The 18928-nt window shown below is 52.3% G+C and carries 16 protein-coding genes and 1 riboswitch; of the genes, 7 read left to right on the forward strand and 9 right to left on the reverse strand.

Going from position 1 to position 18928, the window contains the following annotated elements; genetic code table 11:
* The first annotated feature begins 130 nt into the window (after positions 1–130).
* From rbr to L21SP2_RS13425, 3 genes are all read left to right on the forward strand, one after another.
* Positions 131–706, forward strand: a complete 576-nt coding sequence (rbr, locus tag L21SP2_RS13415; protein WP_024269093.1) for a rubrerythrin — start codon at positions 131–133, stop codon at positions 704–706.
* A 351-nt stretch (positions 707–1057) separates the two neighbouring features.
* Entirely contained in the window at positions 1058–1909 is an 852-nt protein-coding gene (locus L21SP2_RS13420) for a hypothetical protein (protein ID WP_041401618.1), read from the forward strand.
* A gap of 69 nt (positions 1910–1978) precedes the next feature.
* Positions 1979–2743 carry a DNA-J related domain-containing protein gene (locus tag L21SP2_RS13425; protein ID WP_024269097.1) on the forward strand — a complete coding sequence of 255 codons (765 nt, stop codon included), beginning with the start codon at positions 1979–1981 and terminating at the stop codon, positions 2741–2743.
* Here L21SP2_RS13425 and rpiA read toward each other — a convergent pair.
* From rpiA to L21SP2_RS17520, 7 genes are all read right to left on the reverse strand, one after another.
* The gene (gene rpiA, locus L21SP2_RS13430) at positions 2706–3491 is read right to left on the reverse strand and encodes a ribose-5-phosphate isomerase RpiA (RefSeq protein ID WP_211233425.1); all 786 of its coding nucleotides are present in this window, start codon (positions 3489–3491) and stop codon (positions 2706–2708) included. The two genes, L21SP2_RS13425 and rpiA, sit on opposite strands and share 38 nt — an antisense overlap.
* Entirely contained in the window at positions 3475–4986 is a 1512-nt protein-coding gene (locus tag L21SP2_RS17515; RefSeq protein WP_024269099.1) for a sensor histidine kinase, read from the reverse strand. The genes rpiA and L21SP2_RS17515 overlap by 17 nt, the downstream gene beginning before the upstream one ends.
* A gap of 88 nt (positions 4987–5074) precedes the next feature.
* Positions 5075–6739 carry a lysine--tRNA ligase gene (gene lysS / locus L21SP2_RS13440; RefSeq protein ID WP_024269100.1) on the reverse strand — a complete coding sequence of 555 codons (1665 nt, stop codon included), beginning with the start codon at positions 6737–6739 and terminating at the stop codon, positions 5075–5077.
* Positions 6740–6772: 33 nt separating this feature from the next.
* Entirely contained in the window at positions 6773–8188 is a 1416-nt protein-coding gene (locus tag L21SP2_RS13445) for an ABC transporter ATP-binding protein (RefSeq protein WP_024269101.1), read from the reverse strand.
* A complete protein-coding gene (locus L21SP2_RS13450) occupies positions 8185–9204 on the reverse strand; it encodes a FecCD family ABC transporter permease (protein WP_024269102.1) in 1020 nt (339 codons plus the stop codon). Before L21SP2_RS13450 ends, L21SP2_RS13445 begins: the two co-directional genes overlap by 4 nt.
* Positions 9205–9268: 64 nt before the next feature.
* Complete coding sequence (locus L21SP2_RS13455) at positions 9269–10315, reverse strand: ABC transporter substrate-binding protein (RefSeq protein WP_024269103.1); 1047 nt, start codon at positions 10313–10315, stop codon at positions 9269–9271.
* 54 nt (positions 10316–10369) lie between these two features.
* Positions 10370–10493: riboswitch (cobalamin riboswitch) on the reverse strand.
* A gap of 118 nt (positions 10494–10611) precedes the next feature.
* Entirely contained in the window at positions 10612–12579 is a 1968-nt protein-coding gene (locus tag L21SP2_RS17520; protein ID WP_024269104.1) for a sensor histidine kinase, read from the reverse strand.
* Positions 12580–12662: 83 nt separating this feature from the next.
* Here L21SP2_RS17520 and L21SP2_RS18945 point away from each other — a divergent pair, with 83 nt between their 5' ends.
* The 4 genes from L21SP2_RS18945 to L21SP2_RS13475 all read left to right on the forward strand — a co-directional run bounded on the left by L21SP2_RS18945 (position 12663) and on the right by L21SP2_RS13475 (position 14994).
* Complete coding sequence (locus L21SP2_RS18945; protein ID WP_144083013.1) at positions 12663–13241, forward strand: MarC family protein; 579 nt, start codon at positions 12663–12665, stop codon at positions 13239–13241.
* Entirely contained in the window at positions 13238–13327 is a 90-nt protein-coding gene (locus tag L21SP2_RS19085; protein ID WP_280113257.1) for a hypothetical protein, read from the forward strand. Before L21SP2_RS18945 ends, L21SP2_RS19085 begins: the two co-directional genes overlap by 4 nt.
* On the forward strand, positions 13324–14238 hold the full coding sequence (locus tag L21SP2_RS13470) for a DUF72 domain-containing protein (RefSeq protein WP_024269106.1): 915 nt from the start codon (positions 13324–13326) through the stop codon (positions 14236–14238). Before L21SP2_RS19085 ends, L21SP2_RS13470 begins: the two co-directional genes overlap by 4 nt.
* Positions 14239–14409: 171 nt before the next feature.
* The gene (locus L21SP2_RS13475; RefSeq protein ID WP_024269107.1) at positions 14410–14994 is read left to right on the forward strand and encodes a hypothetical protein; all 585 of its coding nucleotides are present in this window, start codon (positions 14410–14412) and stop codon (positions 14992–14994) included.
* Between the two features lie 100 nt (positions 14995–15094).
* Here L21SP2_RS13475 and L21SP2_RS13480 read toward each other — a convergent pair whose 3' ends face one another.
* Together L21SP2_RS13480 and L21SP2_RS13485 are read right to left on the reverse strand one after the other, a co-directional pair.
* A complete protein-coding gene (locus L21SP2_RS13480; protein WP_024269108.1) occupies positions 15095–15583 on the reverse strand; it encodes a hypothetical protein in 489 nt (162 codons plus the stop codon).
* Positions 15584–15669: 86 nt separating this feature from the next.
* Entirely contained in the window at positions 15670–18792 is a 3123-nt protein-coding gene (locus L21SP2_RS13485; RefSeq protein WP_024269109.1) for an insulinase family protein, read from the reverse strand.
* Between the last annotated feature and the right edge of the window lie 136 nt (positions 18793–18928).

Genomic DNA, 18928 nt, shown 5'->3' on the forward strand with positions numbered 1-18928 from the left:
CGTAAAACAGACCAGGGCCCGGGACCGCAACCTATAGTCAAGTTCTTTGGTAAACATAAAGTCCTTGCGTTTATCCCTTTGAAGGTTCACACTTGACCTGTACCGAAGCCACAAACTACAGGAGGTTTATATGGCAAGTGTAAAAGGCACAAGGACTGAGAAAAACCTGCTTACTGCGTTCGCAGGCGAGTCCCAGGCCCGCAATCGATATACCTATTTCGCAATCAAAGCCCGTGAAGAGGGCTATGAGCAGATAGCGGAGATTTTTGAAGAAACTGCCAACCAGGAACGGGAACATGCAAAACGGTTCTTCAATTTTCTGGAAGGCGGCGAAGTTGAAGTTCAGGCTGCATTCCCTGCAGGGGAAGTTCTGAGTACCGAAGAAAACCTGAAGGCCGCAGCAGCAGGGGAAAACTACGAATGGACCACCATGTACAAGGAATTTGCAGATGTGGCCAAAGAAGAAGGATTCCCCCAGATCTCCGCAGTATTTAACGCAGTATGTGTTGCAGAGAAACAGCATGAAAAACGCTACAATGCGCTGAGAAACAACATTCTCAACGAGAAGGTTTTCAAAAAGGATGAAAAAGTACTTTGGGCCTGTCTTAACTGCGGATACATTTATGAAGGCGAAAAAGCCCCCAATAAATGCCCTGCATGCGGATTTCCCCAGGCGTACTTCGAACTTATCAGAGAAAACTGGTAGGCAGAGATCCCTGACCAGCCTTTTCCGGACCCGTCTCAATGGCGGGTCCTTTTTTATTCTGCTTCAGAGCCGTGAATCCTTAAAACAGCCCCAAAGAGTGTGGAATCTGGGCCTGGAGTTACTGGTTGGGTAAAATTCATATTTCCCGGCATCAGTACAGGCCTGAAAGGCGGCATTTTTCCATCGATATAGCAGTATTCTTCCCATTCTGAGTGCTTTCCACACTCTTTGGGGCACTCTTTAATTTAGACACTCAAGACAAATTTCTTTACCTTCCCGGGTCTTTTCAATACCTTTGATCCAACAAACACCTCCACGGCGGCAAAGCTGCTGTAATAAAGGAGCACACAGATGAAACATTCAAGATTTGGAAAGCCCGCAATTTTCATGGTGCTGATACTGATCATGGCCCTGCCCGTATCAGCTCAAAATGAACCCGGCGAAGGTCTTTCACCGTTTTTCGAAACCGAAGCGGGTTTCGTAAAAGTTCTCACGCATGTCTTTCAATCCGGTGACCCGGGAACCAGGTTCAATTTCATTACCCAGGGAGGCCAGGAAATCCTCTTTCCGTTCAGCAGGTACAGATTGGGCTTCACCCTTAACCGGCGTCACCTTTTTACCGCCCTGTATCAGCCCCTTACCATCAACACATCGGTTACGTTCCGGGATGATGTGACCATAGACGGAGTCACCTTCCCATCCGGAACTCCCATGGAGCTGAGCTACGGGTTCCCGTTCTGGCGGTTCAGCTACGGCTACGATATTTTACCTGCCGATGATCTGGATCTGTTCGCCGGCGCTGCGCTGCAGTTCAGGAATGCATCCATCAGCTTCGCTGCACGGGACGGCAGCAGTGCAACCACCAACCAGAACCTTGGGCTTGTGCCCAGTCTTTACGCCCATTTCGGTTACACACTGGGATCGGGAATCCGGTTGGAGGCAGAAGCCACGGGTATTTACGCAAGCTCCGCCATCATCAATGGAGCGAATTTCGAATTCACCGGCAGTCTTCTGGACAGTTCGCTGAGGCTGCTTGTTCCTGTGGAAAACAGGGTGGATACCTTCCTGAATATCCGCTTTCTGGGAGGAACAAGCGAGGGGATCAGTCAGTTTGAGGATAAATACTGGACCCAGGCGGTTCAGGACTATGGTCTGAATAACCTTGGCACATTGAGTTTTACAGCAGGTCTCAGGATTCAATAACAACAGTGGTATCCGGTACAATGCAGGCTGGTGCCGAATTACAGCCTGCAGGGTATCGGAGGTTACTACATGAAAATTGCCGGAACATCCGCAGAGGCGGCATTGCTGGCTGATCAGATTCTCCCCCATCTTGAAGAGATCCTGAAGAACTATCCGGAGGGGATTACAGAATATCAGCTTTTAAAACTTCTCCAGGAAAGATTCGCAGGAGTTTTCAATTCAGCTGAAAGCGAACCGCTGGAAATCTACCATTCCCACTTCTTCCTGTTTCATTGTCTGTATCATCTTCAAAGACAACTCTGGCGCAGCGGACAGGACCTGAATATTTTTTGCCTGGATATCAGAATAGTGAATTACCAGCCGGCCGCGGAAAGCGGGAAAAGGCCGGTACCGGATCACACCACAGAAAAGCCTGCAGAACAATCACTTGATCCGGCTGACCCGTTGAGAGAATACTATCTGGACTGGTCAAACTATGAAGAAGCGGATGAAGAATCGGTGGCCGGCATGCTGAGAACCGCATCCCGGCTGCTGAACGCGTACTGGCAGAAAGATGAGGCCATGGAAACGCTGGGGCTTACGGAGCCCCTGAATCGGGACGAGCTGAACCGCCGCTTCAGAGAGCTGAGCAAGAAATATCACCCGGATGCCGGTGCTGACGGGGTGAACCCGCCTCCTGCAGACCATAGCGGCGCCGGCACGGGGCGACGCCCGGGACCTTCAGCCCGTGAGCGGAACTCGGAAAAATTCCGGAAAATTACCCAAGCCGCCCATACTCTCAGGAGGATTCTCGACATCAGCCCCGGGACTGAATCCCCTCGGGAGTTCCGATAAACACCCTTGTGACCGGCCGGGTGAACAGCCCCGATTCCACTACACCGGGAATGGTGCTCAGGAATTTTTCCATATCAACGGGGTCGCATTCGCCCCCGGAAGCCATTCCCTGTCCGTCTGATGTGAAGATATCAAGAATCTGGTTGCCGCTGTCGGTTATAATCGGTCCCACCTTCGCCTTCGCCATTCGCAGTTCCACAGAAAAACCGGCTTTTTCCAGGTTTCGAGTCACCGCCCGTCGGCTCTCGGGGATAATTTCAAGGGGAACAGGGAAGCTGCGGTTGAGTACATCAACAAGTTTGCTTTCATCCACAATTACATAGAAATCATCTGCGCTGTACTCCACAATTTTTTCCAGCAGGTGTGCTGCGCCTCCGCCCTTAATGAGCTGATTGGCAGGGTTGACTTCATCGGCCCCGTCAATCGCACAATCCAGGCGGCCGTCTATTCTGCTGTCGTTCAGACTGAACACCGGTATTCCCTTTTCCTGACAGAGGGCTTGTGTGGAAAAACTGGTTGCCACAGCCACGACATTTTTCAGATCACCGCTTTGGAGACGTTGAGAAAGACGTTCAATGGCATAATAGGCGGTGCTTCCGGTTCCCATCCCCACTTTCATACCGCTGACTACACATTGGTCGATCACCGCATATCCGCAGGCTTTCTTCATTTCATTCTGTTCCATGATTCCCCCGTATAGCGGACGTGCCCGCCGGTTCATAACCAGGGCATCATACACTGTTTTCACCCATGCCGTCCAACGCAGAGTTCACCGGGATACGGATGATAAAACGCGCTCCCATACCGGGACTGCTCACACAGTGAAGCGTGCCGCCCATCTGCTGCACCAGGTTATACACGATATTCAGGCCCAGGCCTGTACCGCCCTCTTCACGGTTTGTGGTGAAAAACGGCTCATAGATCCTTTCCCTCACAGAACTGCTCATCCCCGCTCCATCATCAGAAAAACTGATTATAAGCTCATTATCACTCACCGACCCGTTTTCCGTATTTTCATCCCACATGGAATACACAATTCGGATTGATCCTTTCCCGTCTGAGAGCCCGTGTTTCAGGCTGTTCTGCAGAAAGTTGGTGAGAATTTGCCAGATCATGCCCGGATACCCCACAACTTCCAGATCCGGCGGTCCTTCTATATCAATGGTAAGTTCATTCAGCCGTTTAAGAGTGTTTTGATGGGCAACCAGCACATTATCAATTTCATTCCGGACGTTAAAACGCTGGAGCCGTTCGGAATGCTGATCCGATGATATCCGTTTGAACCGTTCCAGCAGGTCTATTGCCGCCTTAAGATTTCTTTGAATGATTTTATGAGACTGATGAATATCTTCTATGCCCGAGGTAAAACCGGATTTGCTCATGCTGCCTGATTGAAATTCTTCCACCAGCCTGTTCAGGATGTTTTCACCATGAGTGACTGCAGTGAGGCTGTTTCCCAGGGGAGTGTTGATTTCATGGCTGATACCGCCGACCAGCCCTCCCAGAGCCGCAAGCTTTTCCGACTCAACCAGCTGGGCCTTGGAATGTCTCAGCCTGTCCAGGGTTTCCTGTAATTCACTGGTTTGATTCTGAACCTCTGCTTCAAGTTCATTATTCAGCTGATGCAGTTCGCCGAAGGCCCGTTGAAGCTGCATGTTCAGAAACAGGGAAACAAAGGTCGCCGCAAAAAGTATCAGCATTACCGAAGCGTAGCTGTCGGAAAGCCCGATAAACTGTCCAGGCTCGGGGGCTGTGATGTCACTGGACCCCGTCACAGCAGGCACAATGCTGAAAAAGAAAAACCAGCTCCCCAACACCATGGAAGCAACTCCGGTGAAGGCACTCTGATGCCAGCTCGTGCCAACCAGTCCTGCTACGAGAATGATAAAAATATAATAGAAGCCCAGGTTGTAAATCTTCAGCACACTTCTTCCGCTGCTGAGAAAAACTATCAGGCTGAATGCCAGCATGAGGGAAATGATGCTGGAATACACCGCAAGATGCAGCCTGCGGGCTCTGAGCATTACCAGATTAATAAACACCAGTGCGGCCAGCGAAAGTAAAATTTGTGCATCCTGGGCGAACGCACCGGTAAATATCAGGTTCAATAAAAAAAAGAACAGAAGCAATACGAGGAAGAGGAGATTGAGAATGGCAATGGTCTGGGCTTTTCTAAACAGATCCTGCCGCTCACCCGCATAGCTGCGGGTCAGAAAGGCCAGAAGCCGGGAAAAAAATTTCACGGTTCCCCCTTATATCATGTTTAAGTATATAAAAGGGGAATGCCTATTACAAATCGCCCCGGCTGTACATGGCGGTCACCACCCGGTGTCAGGACGCCGTGTATGGTCTGAGAATGGAAAGCACCCTGTCTTCCCCCAGGGTTTTCAGGAATCCGGCGAGTCTCGGGCCCTTTTCCTTGGAGATAACCAGCCTGTATAACAGAGTGAAGAAATCCTTGGGTTCAATACCGGCAGTTCTGGCTATACTATATATTTCATCCTGAAGTTCTTTGTCCTCAAGTCCACCGATCCCTTTTTCCAGCAGGGCAACCAGTGCGGAAACCCCTGACGTTTGAGAATCGTCCAGCTCAAGAACCCTTTCGCCCCCCGGGTTCACGGAAAAGCGGAAATCTTCCGGGGCATACTCCTGAATCCAGTTCCAGGCGCATTGAGCCCTCACCAGGGCATCCTGAAGATCTTCTTCGCTCATGCGGCCGTCGGATACGGCCTCTTGTATTCCGGGGAACGCCTGAACGGCGGTCTCAATATCCCCGTTATGAATAAGGAGCAGATTGCACAAATGGCGGAACGGAATCTGAAGGAGGCCGCCCTTCCCTTCCCGCCGGGATTCTTTCCGGCTTACGGCCCGTGGATCCAACTGGCTCAGTTCATAGATCCGGCCTTCTTTCGCCTGCCGTTTTTCGTTGGCCTCTTCTTCACCGAAATAGATCCGTTCGCAGCGGTCGTAATCCTCATAAATTTTTATTACGTCAAGATCGAAACTGATGGAAAACTCTGCATTTGGACGGGTCCCGGCAAAGAGGTAGCGCACGATCTCCGGCTGATATACCTTCAGCACGTCCTCAATGCTCACCACATTTCCCAGGGAGGAGCTGATTTTACCGCCCTGGCCTTTAATGCTGATAAAATCGTATTTAAAACTTACCGGTGCATCGAAATCATACACTGCCTTTGATATCCGTTTTGCGGTATCAAATGAGCCTCCGGCTGAATGATGCTCTTTTCCCGCAGGTTCAAAATCCACATGTTCATAATTCCAGCGCATGGGCCAGTCGATCCGCCATGGCAGTTTGACGTTTGAGCTGGTCCGAAGATCCAGAGTTTCCTCTTTTCCGCTCTCTTCACAGAGGTAGCGGATGCTCCACTCACCGTCCCAGCTTAATACCCTGGTGGTATCTTTATGGGTGAAACTGCTGAACACGGAAACGGGCCACCAGTCATCCGCCAGGGGTGTGGTGCGATGCTCATTGAGAATATCCATGATTTCACGTCTGTGCTCCAGGGCTTTGCGGATTCCCTCTGCATAGTCGCTGTGGCGGTATTTTTCCGCCTGATAAATATAATCGGGGCGAATTCCCAGTTTTGGAAGCACTGATTCAACGGCTGTCTCCATGGCCCTGGCATAGCTTGATTCCTTCGCCCAGGGATCCGGAGCGTCTACTATGGGCCACCTGAGGTATTTTTCCAATTCTTCCTGACGGGGCATATTTTTGGGTATTTTACGGAATACATCGTAATCGTCCCAGCTGTAAATAAAGCGGGAATTGACGCCGCGATCGAGAAGAGCCCGGTGCACCAGATCAACGGTAATAATTTCCCGAAAATTTCCGATATGTACCGTTCCCGACGGGGTTATCCCCGAGGCACAGGTATATTGTTCCCTGGGACTGCCGTCCTCATTCTTTCTGCTTCCGGTTATTCGCTGGGCATTCTGATCCGCCCAATGACTGAGATTCTCGTGAAATTTTGCCATAGTGGAGGGAGTATATACGGATTTACCGGGATCTTACAAGAACCCCCCGTCATCCTGGGAGTCCAGAAACCGGCTCAGCCGGGAATAGTTCATGATTACTGCATCTTTTTTCAGCTTCCGGAACAACGCTTCCCCCCGGGGGTCGTGGAAGCTTCTCACACCGCTCCACCCCGAAGCAGCGCTTCCGTGGGAAACTGTACTCCGGCGCTCCGCAAAATTTTCCGGCTTTCGGAGGGTCGGCTCCGTTTCGGGGATGTAATCATCCATAATGATCAGCCTTGATGCATGGGAGGCCAGTTCAAGATTCCTCAGATTTCCCCTTCCCACGGGAAAACTGCAAAGCACCGTGTAATCCGCTTCCCTGCAAAGGGCTTTCGCCCGGGAAAAACTTTCATCATCTATTTCGCTGAAGGGCTCAATTTCCACCAGGGGGATGTCCAGAGAGTTCCACAGCTCGGCATCGGAATCAAGTCGGTGGGCGATTCCTGCGCTGAACTGTATGCCCCTTCGAATCAGAAGCCGAGTGATATTGATACCGCTTCCCGCTCCGCCGATGATGTGAAAGCGCTTTCTTCCCCCCTGAGGATAATTTCTCACCGGATGTACCGAGGGTGCACCGCTGCTTTTATTTCTCCCGATCATTACCCGGGTTGAATAGGCCGATTCGATATGTTCTCTGGTGAGCACCTCGGACGGCTCCCCCTGGCTGACAATCCGGCCCCTGTCCAGGAGGATCAGACGGCTGCAGTATTCCGCAGCCAGGTTGAGGTTGTGAATGGCAATCACCGCTCCCCGCCCCTCCCGGGTCAATTCTTCCACCATTTCCAGCAGGGTGTTTTCGTGTCCGATATCCAGATTTGAGGTGGGTTCATCTAGAAGCAGTACCGGGGTATTCTGCATCAACAGTCTGGCAAAGAGTACCAGCTGGCGTTCTCCTCCGGAAAGATGGTTGAAATGACGGTGGCGGATATGACGCAGTCCCACATAATCAAGAGCTTTTTCCGCAAGGGCTCTGTCGTCGTCGGAAGACCGCACACCCCGCCCGATGCCGCGGTACGATCCCATCTCCACCACTTCCAGAGCGGAAAAACTCAGATCCCCCGGGCCGTCCTGGGCAACATATGAAATACGCTCTGCCCGGCGGCGGTGGCTGAGTTCATCAAGAGAATCCCCCAGAACCCGGATGCTTCCGGAACGGCTGCTGAGAAATCCCAGCATACATTTAAGAAGAGTGCTCTTCCCCGAGCCGTTTGGACCGATGAGCCCGATTATCTCCCCACGCTGCAGATGGAACGATACCCGGGATAAAATCTGCACATCTCCGATACTGCAGTTCAGCCCCTGAACATCCAGCAGCGGCGCAGTCCCGGGTTCGCCGGATTCTGATGGGGCGCTTTTCGGGTCCAGGCGTTCCGGTTCAGTATTTCCGTTTCTTCGTTTCCGGCTCATCCTATCTGTCCTTTTCTCTGATACCGGATAATGAGGTAAATAAAATAGGGTCCCCCGATAATGGATGTGATAATTCCGGTCTTTATTTCATACGGTGGTATGAGGATTCTTCCGAGGGTGTCGGACAGGAGAAGGAAAACCGCGCCGGCGGCTGCGGAAACCGGTAAAAGCCTTCGGTTGTCCGCCCCTATGATCATCCGCATAAGGTGGGGAACCATCAGCCCCACAAACCCCACCGGACCGGCCAGGGATATGGCCATTGCGGTAAGCAGGGATGCAAGGCTGAGAATGCCCAGCTTAACCGCCTCCACCGGTACTCCCAGGCTGTGAGCCTGTTCATCGCCCAGGGCCAGAAGATTCAGGGTGCCGGATAACAGAAATAGCACGCCTCCTCCGGCTGCAATCACCGGAACAGGCCAGATAAGACGGCTGAACTGCACCCCTTCCAGCCCTCCCATGGTCCAGAACAGAAACTGACTCATTTCATATCTGTCTGAGAAAAGCAGCAGGGCGGATACCATACCGTTGAGAAAACTGGAGACTGCAAGACCCGCCAGAATGACAAACAGAAGGTGGGATCTTCCCCGGCTGGATCCGATGAGGTACACGAAAAGAGAAGCAAGCATGGCTCCGGTGAAGGCTGCGGCGGGCAGCACCGATGAATGCATCATATTCACACCCAGGGCAATTGTGAGGACTGCTCCGAAACTGCTGCCGGCGGAAATGCCCAGAATATCGGGGCTTGCCATGGGGTTACGGAACACTCCCTGGACGGCTGCTCCGCTCACCGCCAGGGCGGCGCCGGCAAGCAGGGCAGCAAGACTCCTGGGAAGACGGATGTGCCAGACAATTGCCAGATTGGAGGCTGGCAGTTCACGATCCGGCATAAACAGTTTCCCGGAAATAACTTCCAGCACCTCACCCGGAGAAAGGGACACGGCTCCCAGGGCGATGGATATTACTAAACTCAGAAGCATCATCAGTATGAGTGCAGGAAGGATTAATGTACGTTTCATATCATCCTGTTCTACGAGGCAGGGTGACGGCCTGCAGCCGCCCCCTGATCAGAACACATGCCGATTAAAACAGGCCCGGATACGCACGCTCTGCAACAAAGCGCACCGAATCGGCAATATACTGACTGTAGGTGGATTTCAGATGTTCCGGAACCATGTAGAGCCTCCGGTTTTCAACGGCGGGAACGTCCTGCAGGGAAGGATCGCTCTGCACTTCATCTTTGAAGCCCTCTGCCGCCTCCGGTTCGCCCCAGACCCATCCGGGAAGAAACAGAAGATCCGGCTGCTCCGCAATAAGAAGTTCCTTGGATACCGGTACCTGTCCGTAGTCATCGCTTCCGTATGATGCGGCGATATTGATGAGGCCCGCATGATCAAGAATGATGTTCCAGGTGGTGTCTCCGCCGCTTGCGCTTCCCCATGTGTTATAGTCCATGGTTCTGAGCTTCTCTTCCGGCTCCAGGTTTTCCAGGGCCAGAGACACATCTTCCAGAGTCCGGTTCATTTCATCCACTATCCGGCGGGCTTCCTCCGGGGCGTTCAGAATTCTGCCCAGTTTGAGGATTTCTTCCCGGATTCCATTCATGGTCACCGGAGTTTGAATGCGGTACACGGTGAGCCCGGCCTGTTCCAGCTGCTCCACCTTGGACTGGTCGCTCCAGTTGGCTACAAACACCATATCAGGATACATTTCGATGAGCAGTTCAACATTGAGGTCGATCTGGCGGGGGACCTCTTCCGCCCGGTCGGCTACATTGGAATACACCGGATCTGACGCCAGGCTGGTGATTGCCGCAAGCCGCCGGGTGGAGATGAGGTCCATCAGGACCTCATCGCTGAACAGCGTAAGACTGGCAACTGATTCCGGTTCGCTCTGGATGGTTACCTCATTATTGAGCCCGTCTTTCACGGTCAGAGGATAGCTTGTCCGAACAATCGCATCGGCTGTTTCCGGTGTTGAATCCGATGGGGATTCGGATGGGACCGCAGACTCAGCTGCGGCGGACGGGGTTTCCGCCGTCTGTTCACCGCTTCCCGCTGCTGCCAGTGGAAACACCAACACCAGAGCCAGCAACAGGCCGGCAACAGCCCGTTTCATTGAAAAAATCATAGAGCACTCCTATAAGAATAGGTTCGCGTACAGGTTGTTTGTATGAAGGTTCCCGTCTCCTGGCTTCCGGATTGGATGGATATCCGTCGGAATCAGCCTTCCCAGTGTCCCAGTGGCAAAACGATTCCGATAATACCGGTTACAGTGGCGCGTCCGCAGCGGATTTTCACCGCTTTCCGTTAGAACCTTGGTTCTTTGTACAATCCACCGGGGAAATAATCAATAGCAGAGCCGGGGGGTCAGAAAACTCCAGGCTCATCCCGCAGAAGGCGGCTCAGTATCCGGAAGGAAGCGTATTATCCGGAAGGGATAACGGGAAACACATCCCTGCGACCCTCCGGCGGGGTGCGGGGAAAACTGATCCGGAATCCTGCCCCGGCAGGCCCGGTATCTTCAAGAACGATCTCCCCGCCGAAGACTGCCTGGATGATATTCAGAACCAGAAACATTCCCAGTCCGCTCCCGCCGTCATCCATCTTTGTACTGATATAAGGTTCAAATATGGATGTTCTGACTTCCGTGGAGATGCCCTGACCGTTATCCCGGTAATAGATCCGGATCGTTCCCTCTTCCCACTCCTGCCCGCTGATGGTGATCCTCCCCGGACCGTCCCCGGGAATGCCGTGGCGGAGGGTATTGCCGATCAGATTGGTAAAGACCTGTTCCAGCGGTCCGGGATAGGAGTCCAGGACGATATCTCTGTCTATGTTAAGTATCACCTCAACACGTTTCCGTTTCAGCTGAAACCCCATGCTGGATACCACCCCCTGCACCACCTCAAAGAGATTGAACTCACGCCGGCGCATACTGCCCTGATCAACCGCAAGCTGTTTCAGATTTTTCACCAGATCAGTCGCCCTGCGCAAATTAATAAAGCTGTGATTCACCGCGTCACTTCCGTAGCTGAGAAAATCCTCAAGCCCGCTGCGGGTGAGTGCAGCGGAATCAACCTGCCGTTGAATCTCCGAAAATTCCTGTTTCAGATTGCTTATCATGGTAACGGCATTTCCCAGAGGAGTATTCATCTCGTGTGAAAGCCCCCCCACCAGTCCTCCCAGGGAGGCCAGTTTCTCTGACTGGAGCAGCTGTTCATACATGGTCTGGATTCGCTCATTCTTTTCACGAATGGTGGTGGACATGTGAGCAAGTCTGAGCTCAAGCTCCGAAAGCTCATTGGTGCTGGAAAATACCGGCCGTATTGTTTCCATATTTTCCTCAAAGTCTGCCACCCGGTCCCGGAGGGAGAGAAGCGGGCGTATCAGCCTGCGGCTGAGATACAGGTACAGGGCGATAGACAGGATCAGAGAAAAAATAATTCCCGCGGCGATTGTTGTAAGGTTGATATTCCGGATCGGACGGTGGAGCTCATACGAATCCACGGTTATTCCCATATACCAGGGGAGTATTCCTGTTTGCACATTCACGTGAAGAGCATCATCAATTTGAACAACCCGGGAGCCCCCCATTCTGTAGGGAAAGATTTCCTGATCGGTTACAGATCCCGGAGGACGGTATCGTTCGCTGCCGGCTGCAGTATCACCCTGAAAATTCTCCAGCGGATCCCTGATGATTCCAAGACCGCTGAGAACCTCAATCCGGGTTTTCATTCTCAGATCCGGATCACTGTGAATAATATAACGGTAACTTTCATCGATCACATATATCTGCATGTCTTCATCCGGGAGACGGAACGAGAGGAAATCTATTGCGAACCTCTCAATATTGAATATCCCCATGAGTACGGCGATGGTCTCGTTTTCGTGGATTACCGGGGCTGCAATTCCGATGCTTGGAGCACCGGCCCTGGAAGTAACCGCCCGGGTATCCATCACGGGTTTTCCCGATTCCAGACTTCGCCGGAAAGACAGATACTGACGCATGGTCTCTCCTTCCATCCTCAGGCTTCCGGAGGCCTCCACGATTCCCCGGGGGTTAATGAGCACGATATCTTCAAGGTAGGCTGAAGCCTCCCTGGCCAGGGCAAGCATATAGAGGGACTGCCGGGGATCGTCCTGGAGAATGGCGGTTCGGAGACTGTTTTCAAAGGAGTAGGCGTTCACGATGGACCGGGTCTTATCAACCTGCTGTTCCAGATGCCGGGCATAGGTTTCCACCAGAAGTTCCAGGTACCGGTATTCCCTTTCCAGAATGCTGCTGCGAAAGAGTACGGAAAGTACCGATCCCAGTATCACAAAACTTCCTAGCACCAGAAGCGTTATAACCAGGACAATTTGAAAATTCAGATTCTGTCTTCTCAGCTTCAAAGCCCTCCCCCGGCCCTTTCTACGGAGTCTGGCCCATTTCCAATGGCCCCCATATCTTCAGTATAATATATTCGCATACTCTCTTGATATTGAAATCCGGGAACGTTACTCTTCAGCTCATGATTAATGAATTTATTCCGGTTTTTCTCACAATGTTTATTCTCATCGATCCACTTGGCGTCTCCATGGTTTATCTCAGCCTGGTGAACAGCGCCCACCTGAATAAACATGAAGAGCGGGTTGTGGCATTCAAGGCTCCGGGCATCGCATTTTTTGTACTTACCCTGTTCATCTTTTTCGGGCGGCAGCTCATTTCCGCATTGGGAATCCAGCCCGGCAGTCTCTATGTGGCAGGTGGAATTCTTCTGTTTTTTGTTGCAATGGATCTGTTGTTCGGCAAGGCCAAACGAACGACCAAGACCAACGAGAATGCAGGTGAGTATGACGGCACAGAAATCGCCATTTTTCCCCTGGCGCTGCCGCTGCTTTCCGGCCCCGGGGCAATCACCGCCATACTGATTTTCACATCCGAACACAGCGAATCCCTGGGCTTCACATTTATTCTGCTGGGAATTGTGGCCCTGGTGCTGTTCACCGCCATGATCGCCATGCTGGGGGCAGATTCCTGCGAAAAATTCTCAGGCGAACCGGCGTTACGGTGATTGAGCGAATTATGGGGATTCTTCTTTCGGGTATGAGTGTGCAATTTGTGTACAACGGCATTGAACGCCTGGGACTTATCGGATGAACAGAGAGGCCGGCTCCTTCCCCCATGGCGAGCTCAGCCTGGGTACCTGCAGCTGGAAGTACGACGGCTGGAAAGGTTCGGTCTACCCCGAGAAAGTCGGCGGCAAAAGCGCAGATTACCTCCAGGAGTACGCCCGCAAATTCTCCAGTGTTGAGATTGACCAGTGGTTCTGGAGCCTGTTCGATAATAATCCCCGGCTGCCGGATCCCGCCACAGCCGGGGAATACGCCGCCCGTACCCCCGACAATTTCCGCTTCACCGTCAAGCTGCCGGACAGCCTCAGCCTCACCCACCACAGAAGCAGAAGCAGCATTCAGGGTTCAAACCCCTATTTCCTGTCAACGGATCTGATGCTTCAGGTGATGAATCACCTCTCCCCCATCCTGCCGAAAACCCGGGTTCTCATGCTCCAGTTCGAATATCTGAATAAGAAGAAAATGCCGGATGCTTCCCGTTTGTATGAACTGCTGGGAAGTTTTGCTCATCACAGCCTTTCCCACCCGGCATTCGCTTCCCCCGGGGGCGTCTACCTGGGTGCGGAGATACGAAACCCCGATTATCTTCACCCGGAACACTTCCGTTTTCTCAACAGCCGGGGAATCGTTCCGGTTCTCCTCCACGGATACTATATGCCGCCGGTGTACCGCACCCTGCAGGAGCATGCAGGACTGCTGGACCCCAGCCGCCCTGTGGTTATCCGCCTGCACGGTCCTGACCGGAAGCAGATGGATCAGCTCAGTTCAGGCCGGTGGGACCGCATCCTGCGCCCCATGGATGAGGATCTTGATCTGGTGCTGGGGGAAGTCCGGAAGCTCATGGACCGGGGCATACATGTCATTCTGAATGTGAATAATCATTACGAAGGCAGTGCTCCTCTGACTATCGGAAAAATACTCAGCAGGCTGGAGTAGCCGGGTTTAATTGCAGAAGCAGAACTCACAGGGTGCGGATTTTCCTCTTTGACGAAGAAGGATCTACGCTCTATAATGCCTTAACTCATATTCGGACCGCCCTGCTTTTTTTCTCCGGATGAAATCATTTCCGGAATGTCAGGGCATCTTTACCAGGATGGCGTACCACCCATGAAATACAGCTTCAGTACACCCAGGTGTTTTAAAAAGGTTATCAAGGCCCTTTCTCTATCTGCTCTGCTCATAGGATTCTCACTGATAACGGCATGTTATGACTTCACTTCAGAGAATGAACCTCCGCTGTCGGAAAATCAGCTCCGCCTGGGAATGAGCGAGAACGCCTTCCAGCAGCTGTATCCCGACGCAAGGGAAACAGGAGAGGACAGGTATGTCCGTAATACCCGTGAGTTCGGGGTACAGGGCAACTGGATCTATTCGTTTCACGACGGAACGCTGAACTGGTACATCTTCAACTCCCAGGAAACCGAGATCAGCGAAGAACGGTTTCAGAAGAAATACCGGGCGGTAAATCAGATGATTGCCGATCTCACCATGGAGTATGGCAATCCCTGGCGGGAAGACAGGGGATACAGCGATTACATCAACCCCGATGTTCAAGCCCACCAGGGATACAAGGTTCGTGAAGCTCAATGGAAAACTGAAGACGGGAAGGTTACCGTGGATTTCACATTTTTGGGAGACGGCGGGGTGTACAGCCTGCTTCTGACACTTCAGGCCACCGGCAGCAACTCCTGATTTTCAGTCATACTGCCTGCCTGGTACCATGCCCACCGTAACAGCGCCGGCGCTTCACTCCAAATGCCCCACTCAGGAAAGGCAGCGCTGCGGAATCCGGCTATTCCTCAAGGCCCAGCAGGGCGGATATTCTCTCCCACGCCTCTTTTCGAAACGTCTGATAGGCAGAACCGTTATCGTTTTCATCTTCTATAAAATTCAAGAGGGCACCGGCCATATTGTCCAGGATACCGTAGCTTTCAATCATATCTGATACAACCCTGGCTTCCTCCCGGGCAATCACCTCACTGTCCAGAAGATCCTGGAGTGCGTCCCGGGAATTCCCGTTCAAAAAAATGGTTTCTCTGGCGATACTTTTCGTGGTTTCCAGATCGTAACTGCCGCTGACGTATCCGTCTGCGACGGTGCCCAGGACCAGATAACTCAGGTATAGATTTGAAGCAGATAGAGATCCCACAGCCACCAGACTGGGGTCGCTGGATGTATCACCGGATTCGCCGTTCCCGGTCTGGGCACTCAGTCCCGCCGGATTGAGAATCAAAAAAATACATAGAGCGGCAAAGACCGCAGGCATTATTATTTTTCGCATCTGAACTCCATCTGTTAGAATATCGGCCGCTTACGGCCTGTACATAAGGGCCGATATTCATCCTGATCTGAACGGATTGCCATGGACTACAGTTTCACGACCTGCAGATCCGGCAGATCCTTCTTAAGTTCCTGCAGGGAGGATTGGTCCCCCAGCACCGCCCGATAGCCGGATTTCATATTCTCCAAAAGCCGGGCGGCCGCGGCCTGAATATCAGCGGGTGTTGTACGGAGAAGCCATTCCCTTCGCTGCTGCCTCAGCTCATCGGTGATATTGTATTTTTGCCGTTTGAAACTGATCATCCCTTTCTCCGCCGGGGACATGGGTCTCAGCTCCCTTCCGGCCACCGCAATCTTTGCAAAGTCCAGCTCCTGTTCGCTCAATGCCGCTCCCGCGAGATGCCGGAGACCATTCTCATAGCTCTTCCAGCTGCTCTGGATCGCCGGATCCCGGTACGAACCGAACATCATGGTTCCTGCCAGGGAATCACTCACGCAGAAGGCGCCGTATGCTCCCCCTTCCATGCGGATTTTCTCCCAGAGATATCCGCTGCGGAGAATGTGCGCCAGAAGCTGCTCATGAATTTGGGTTTCCATGGTAATCCTGGAGGCTTCAAGAGCCATGGCGGTAAAGTTCACCTTGCAGCTGTGGGCTATGCCCTCCAGCCCGGGCTGGACACGGGAGATCCCGGGGGTAATTTCGTGAATCACTGCGCTGAGAATGGGATTTTCTCCAACCGGGGCGACCGGGGAAGCGGCTTCAAGTTCCCGGATAAAGTCTTCCAGCTGTCCGGCCAGCACCGCCCGCTGTTCATTCTGACAGGTGATATTTGCAAGGAGGTTCTCTGACTGAAAGATCCTGTAGATCAGGTATTGAAGTATTTCACCCAGCATTTTTCCGGCCTGATCCTTGCCCAGCTCTTCACCTTTGGAGTGTATCAGCTCAACAAAACTGCCCTGAATCACACCCTTCCACACATCGTCCCGGAGCGATTGCCGGCTTACTCCTCTCAGTGCGCGAATTGCAGGGAAATTGGTGCCGCTGGGCACAATATGAGACCGGAAATCGTTGCGGAATTCCAGAAAGAGATCCCAGAGATATCCGTAATCCTTCATATCAGCTGCGGTCAGCACATCCTTCACCAGCTTCAATCCCGATTCGCTTTTCTCATCAAGGGTCTTGAGCCGCAGATACGCATACTCAAGATACCTGCCATCCACGCTTTGGGAGTGCTCGCTGTACATGCTGAATCCGCCGGTCTGAAGACCCCACTGCATGTTCATTTCGCTATAGTCACGGTTTCCGGCCCCGATCTGCGGCAGAATATGGGCGATAAACGGAATAAAGAGCTGAAATTCCTCTTCCAGCCCGGCAATGTCAAATCCCAGGTCGATGTAACTGATCCCGTTTGTGAATACCTCATGAACATACATGGACCGGTTCGAACCTGGAACCGCATCAAGTTCATTGGGGATGCTGCGCACCTTCCGGGGGATGTCATCCACACTCAAATACGGAAGACTGGCTATGGCCTCAGGGCTGTCCGGTTCATGCTGAAATTCCCTGAATTTTCCGGTTTCCTCAGCAATCTGATCCATGGCATTCTCGCCGAGGCTTTCAACTTTCTTTTTGAGAAGTTCCTGCTCGTGTTCCTCTTCCCGCTCATTCTGATCGGAATCGGGATACACAGTCACCCGGCTCCGGTGCGGATTTTCCAACAGATGCCTTTTCACAAGATCGATAAAATATGAGGGGTTCTTCTCAAGACGCTTTTTCAATTCCTGGAGATACGGGGTGAATTCCATGCTTTCTCCGGGAGCCCGTCCATGGAGCCAGCCCCTGAGTCCGCGGATAAGAAGTTTCAGACCATAGGGACCTCCGCCCTTGATTTCCCGGGCTCTGAACTCAAAGCGGCTCAAGGAAGCTTTCACAAGTTCAGGATCGAAACCTTCCCGAACCAGCTTGTCCAGTCCGTCCAGGATGAGGGTTTCGATTTCATCGGCGCGGTCTTCATGGGTGCCTCTCATCCCGCAGGTGAATACCAGTTGGCGAAGATCATTCTCCAGCCCGCTGCTGTTGCTTAAATCCTCTCCCAGATCCGATTCGTTGATAATCCTTTGAATCGGACTGGCAGGGCTGCCCATGAGAAGATCACTGAGCACCTCCATTCCCAGCGCCTCTACCGGATCATTCATCTCAGCCAGAAGCCAGTTAAGATTCACCGAACTTTTCTCGTCACTCTCCGGAGACACCGGATAGCTGTAGGAAAACTGTGCGGGTTCCTTCCACTGTTTCTGCACAGGAACGGTAACACTGGTAATCTTTTCCAGTTCGCTCCGGCTGAACCGGGAAAACACCATGCTGTCCACAAAATCGAGGTACTCGGATGTGGGAATGTTGCCATAGAAAAAGAACAGACAGTTTGAAGGATGGTAATACCGCTTATGAAACCCGAGAAACTCCTCATAGCTAAGCTGTGGAATCTCCTCGGGGTCTCCGCCGGAATCATGACGGTATGGGGTGTCCGGAAAGAGGCTGCGGTAACACATGTCGCCGGCAATGGAATCGTGGGTGGAATAGTTGGCCTTCATTTCATTGTATACGACTCCGGCGATTCTGGGTTCGCCATTCTCATCCAGTTCGAGACGATGTCCCTCCTGTCGGAAATGATCCTCCTTAAGAAGGGGGAAAAATACCGCATCGGCATACACGGACATGAGATTAAACAGATCCTCTTTTACCGTGGAGGCAGCGGGATAGATGGTTTTATCGGGAAAGGTCATGGCATTGAGAAAGGTCTGCATGCTGCTTCTATAGAGCATAACGAAGGGATCCTTCACCGGATACTTCTGTGAACCGCAAAGTACCGTGTGCTCCAGAATATGAGCCACACCGTTGGAGTTTTCCGGCAGAGTTGCAAAATTGAAGGAGAATAAATTCTCTTCGTCCCGGTTATACACATGATACAATCTGGCTTTGCTGGTGTTTTCTTCCAGCAGGACTCCCACGCTGTTGTATTCCGGAAGGGGCTCCCGGGACACTACCGTGAATCTGCCCATCGCCTCCCCCGGTTCGGGAAGTTCCCTGAGCAGACTCGCCATGTCTGCGGTATCGTCCTGCCGTTCGCCCTGTACCGTTCCGTCATGTGATCCCATTTGATCCTGATTATGTGAATGAATTTGATTGAAAGAATTTCTGTTTTCCGGCATTGCCGCTCCTGTTATGGTTTGTCTGATGTATTACGCATGTGCATACTGGTGTTGAAAAAGCGTACGTTTGTGCAAAATTCGATGAGGCTGCATGAACACTCCCGGTTCCGCATGCCTTGGGTGTAAACGATTATTA

The organism is Salinispira pacifica, from assembly GCF_000507245.1.
GTDB lineage: Bacteria > Spirochaetota > Spirochaetia > DSM-27196 > Salinispiraceae > Salinispira > Salinispira pacifica.